Genomic DNA, 4205 nt, shown 5'->3' with positions numbered 1-4205 from the left:
GAGGGATGACTATAGAAAGATGATCACCTTGGGTATGGCACCCGGCGGCATCGTCAAAGTTTGGGTGGGCGGGGCATGTCTGGACTTCAAGGAAGTTGGACGCTTTCAGGCTGAGGTAGAACCCCTTGGGCCTTACAGAGGCAAGAGCAAAGGTCAGTACATATCGATAGAGCCTGAGAACAAAGAGTATATCGACCAGAACGGTATTCCCTACGGTACTTGGTAGATCACTACTTTGAAGGAGGTTAAATATGTCAACTTATTTTAAATCGAGTGAGCGGCGCGTCTAAATGCCCGGTAGTTGAAAGGTGCTCGCGCAAAGAAAGCTTTTGGAAACATCAATTGATTTGAAAGGGATCTCTGAGATATGCAAATTCGACATCTATTGTTCGCAATTGTTACATTGATTTTCTCCACTCTATCGGCAGCTGAATCAAGCGATCTTGTAGGTCGTTACTACCTGCAAGGTGCGATGGAGATGGCTTCTGAATTGCACCTCAAGAAAGACGGTACGTTCGTCGGTGGGATTGTTTATGGCGCGGCGGAAGGTTATGCCAAAAGAATCTGGCGGGTGAATGGAGATGCTATGTTGTTGCAAAGCGATGCCGGTAATGCATCTAGAATTGCAGGTGATATCAGTTTTAGGTTGCAGAATGAACTGGGTTTGGAAGAGCTGGAAGAGCATCGCGACTATGATAGTGAGCGCGGCTATGTACTTGCGCGGAATAATTATGTTTTGGAAATAAAGCACGATCAGTATACAACTCCTGCTGCGATTAATCCTGTAGATGTGTTTTTGGAGTTTTCTGATGGTTCAGCAGCGAATCTGGTTTGGAAGAGTGAGTATGATTGGCGTCTATCGCTACCCTTTGATGAGCGAAGAGCTCTAAAGAAAATTGGCTTTCGTGACAAGGGAAGTTCAGATGCTATTAAGTGGTTCGAGGTTTCTAATACTGCGCGCTGGCTTGGTATTGATTGGAAGAAGAAGCCAGGACGAAAAATATCCTTTGATCAGCCATATGAGCGTGATCTGGCGGGGGGCTGAACTCTACTATAAAAATAACCCTGAAGAGTTGAAGCATATCAAGGGTAATTATCTAATAACTATGTATTACGATAATGAGCTTGTTAAGCCGAAGATTAATCTTGTGAACGTTTACTGGGGGTTTGAGGACGGTTCAATAAAAAAGAAAATCTGGAATGAATCCAAGGAGCAATTAGCACTCCTGCCATATGACGTGCAACGCAAGCTACAAAAAGTCGGATTTCAAGAGCAAGGTTCAAAAGGGCCAGTTCAGTGGGTAGAGGTCTCTCCGGCAGGGCGCTGGTTTAATGTTTATTGGGAGGGGAATCGCCCCGGTCAAAAAGGCGATCTTTCAATGATGTTTAAGGATTTGGAGTTGGAGATCAAGCCGAATTGCCTGGAGTTGAATATGGGTAGTGGCAAGGCGTGCTTCCGTAAATGATTTTTCTCAAGCTTTTTGGATGGAACTTCGCCTTTGAAGTGCACCCGGGTTCGAGCTTGGCTTTTTTCGAAGCTGATGAAACATTAAATTGGGGGAGGGCGTCATGCAGCAAGTAAAATATGCGGGAAGCACTAACAATGCCGACAGCACAGTCGTCAAAGTGGTGTCTGTGGACAGTTCGTTAACCTGGGTATCACCTGCCGAAAATGCAGTGTTCAAGATCACGCAGGATGCAGAATTACCGGAAATCGTCTTCGAGTTTCGCACGCAAGTGGCCGGCGATTATAAATGGTCATGGATAATCGAGTGGGAGGCGAAAGTCAGTGGGTTAAGGGAACGCGCCAGAAAAGGCGATGTTCTGCAGACTTTCAAGGAATCGGGTTCGTTCGTCAGTAAAGCCTGCTCATGGACCGTTGATTTTTCTGAAAAGGTGTTGGGCGGCACGCTGACCGTGGAGGTGAGTGTCGGCGCCAAGACATTGAAAAGAGCCATAGTGATAAATGGGCAAAACCCAACTGTTGAGAGCATCGCAACTTACATTGCCACCCTTGACGATATGACGGGCTTTGAAAAGCTGCTGAAGCAAGAGACCGGCTCCAAGCACTTCATCAACTTCGATGGTGAGCCAATAGCCGCTTTCGACAAAGGCTACGGCATCACGCAAATGACCAATCCAGCGCCGACTTATGAGCAGGTATGGAACTGGAAAGCCAACATCCTCGGCGGTTCCTCTGTTTACAAAGACAAAGTTCGTTTCGCCAGGAAGTACCTTGGGCAATCGGGAAGAACCTATACCGATGAACAATTGCAGCATGAGGTATTCAGCCGCTGGAATGGCGGTTCTTATCACGAATGGAATGCTGCTTCCGCGTCGTGGGTCAGGAAAAAGAACATCTTGTGCGATTCCAATACCGGAAATATCGGTTGGTCAATGGATAAGGAAAAGAACAAAGGGCAAACGGAAGCCGAATTGCGCGAGCGAGATAAAGACACGTATTCAAAAGGTACCAAGGGGCAATCCGATGAACACCCGTGGGAGTACAAGGGGGTGTGTTATGCAGATCATGTGTTGGGTGAATAAGTGCAGGCTAGCCCTGGTCTTTTTGATACTCACGTTTGGGGCATCGAGTAATGTTATTGCCGATGTCGATTTGACCTGGCTCGAAAGTAAACAGGGCCGGGTGCAGTTGAAGTTGGCTGGCGGCAATGTCCATGAGTTGAAACTTGAACCCAATGTGTCCGGCATTTTTTTTGATGAAGGCCAGCACAAGATCGGCGAGCGCTCTTTCGTTTCCTTGTTTCAAGTGCAGCCCTCGAACCCCGGTCATTCCATGGGGTATTGCGGCGCAGGCAGCGAAGTCTGGTTTTACGTCTATGAGGTGGCAGATAACGCGTTGAAAGAAAAAACCAGGGTCCTTGTGAGCAGTTGCTTGAGCTCAGTTTCACTGGCCAGCCAGAACACCGGGCTCGCCACTCAAGACTTCGATTTTTCTTCGGTGCAATGGAACTCTCAGGGTTTCTCCATTGCGTGGTTCGAGCGCGTCGACGCAGCCGGACGGTCGTTGACCAGAACCCATTTTGTGCTGCAGGACGATGATTTTCTGCCCCATGACGTATCGACTGCAAAAAACCAGGACAAGTAAAACCGGATCATTAAAAAGGAAGGCGACATGAAAGGCATCATCCGTATTGGTGACAAAACAACCGGGGGCGGCAAGGTCCTCTCGGGCTCGGCCTGCATGCGGTTCGGCGGGATTGGCGTGGCACGGGAGGGCGATCCGGTGCGCTGTCCGGTCCCGGGCCATGGCTACACAACGATTGCAGAGGGGCACCCTGCGTATAAAGACAACGGCATTCCAGTCGCCTTTGACGGTCATTTATGCGCCTGCGGTTGCGCATTGATTTCTTCCTTGCCTGAAGCGGGAGCCAGCTAGTCATGCCCGTTCGCCTGGATAAGGTGCCCGCGCTCGCGTCACGTCCCCCGCGGCCTCGTTTTTTGCTCTGGCTCGGTTTGCTGTTGCTGTGTTTGTTGCTGGGGGTGGGGGGAAGCCTTTTATTCGCCGATGAACCCTTGCACCAACTGCCTGTTGATTTCTGGCACTGGGCCCNGCGTCACGTCCCCCGCGGCCTCGTTTTTTGCTCTGGCTCGGTTTGCTGTTGCTGTGTTTGTTGCTGGGGGTGGGGGGAAGCCTTTTATTCGCCGATGAACCCTTGCACCAACTGCCTGTTGATTTCTGGCACTGGGCCCTGGGTTTGCCGTTCCTCGGATGGTGTGCGCTGGGGTTCGGTCGAATGCTGCTGCATGTTGGCGAACAGTCTGCCGCCGATGGTTGGGATGAAGCGCGCGAAGAAGACATGATCCGCAAAATTCGTCAGGGTCGACGCGCCCAGCAGGTACTGGGCGTCAGTCTGTACACCTCCCTTCGGCGTACCGGAGACGAGCCGACAGCTCAACTCGATGGTTTGCTGAGCGGAACTTCCTCCCTGATGACCCGGCCGACGGCGTTGGATGGAGCGTCCTTGCGCCACACGTGTTTGCAGGGTGGTGCAGATGAGTTTCCGGAAGACGTCCTGTTACGGGTGCTGACTCAAGTGCTGGCCGATCTGGCGCAAACCCTGGCACAGGTTCCCAGCGACAGACCGATAGCGTTATTGCTGGAAGTCGATAGTGCTATGGCAGAGGGGCTGTTGTGGCGGGTGTGGCATCAGGCATGGCGTGAATCCGGCATCCGCCAATCG

6 protein-coding genes and 1 pseudogene are annotated in these 4205 nt (G+C 50.9%); all 7 read left to right on the top strand.

Going from position 1 to position 4205, the window contains the following annotated elements; all coding sequences use genetic code 11:
• A partial coding sequence (locus ACLD1X_RS28950) for a DUF2931 family protein (protein ID WP_429373691.1) occupies positions 1-226 on the top strand: 226 nt, incomplete at its 5' end.
• Between the two features lie 141 nt (positions 227-367).
• A complete protein-coding gene (locus ACLD1X_RS28945) occupies positions 368-1045 on the top strand; it encodes a hypothetical protein (RefSeq protein WP_429373689.1) in 678 nt (225 codons plus the stop codon).
• Positions 1020-1466 carry a hypothetical protein gene (locus ACLD1X_RS28940; protein WP_429373687.1) on the top strand — a complete coding sequence of 149 codons (447 nt, stop codon included), beginning with the start codon at positions 1020-1022 and terminating at the stop codon, positions 1464-1466. The genes ACLD1X_RS28945 and ACLD1X_RS28940 overlap by 26 nt, the downstream gene beginning before the upstream one ends.
• Before the next feature lie 103 nt (positions 1467-1569).
• Complete coding sequence (locus tag ACLD1X_RS28935) at positions 1570-2547, top strand: hypothetical protein (protein ID WP_429373685.1); 978 nt, start codon at positions 1570-1572, stop codon at positions 2545-2547.
• Positions 2522-3109, top strand: coding sequence for a hypothetical protein (locus ACLD1X_RS28930; protein ID WP_429373683.1), 588 nt, complete (start codon positions 2522-2524; stop codon positions 3107-3109). Before ACLD1X_RS28935 ends, ACLD1X_RS28930 begins: the two co-directional genes overlap by 26 nt.
• A gap of 27 nt (positions 3110-3136) precedes the next feature.
• Positions 3137-3400: a PAAR domain-containing protein gene (locus ACLD1X_RS28925; protein ID WP_429373681.1), complete on the top strand. Its 264-nt coding sequence runs from the start codon at positions 3137-3139 to the stop codon at positions 3398-3400.
• Positions 3401-3677: 277 nt separating this feature from the next.
• Positions 3678-4205, top strand: a pseudogene (locus tag ACLD1X_RS28920) (hypothetical protein); the annotation flags it as partial.

This window comes from Pseudomonas sp. 18173 (assembly GCF_050432945.1).
Lineage (GTDB): Bacteria > Pseudomonadota > Gammaproteobacteria > Pseudomonadales > Pseudomonadaceae > Aquipseudomonas.
This window is presented reverse-complemented; position numbering and strand designations above follow the sequence as displayed.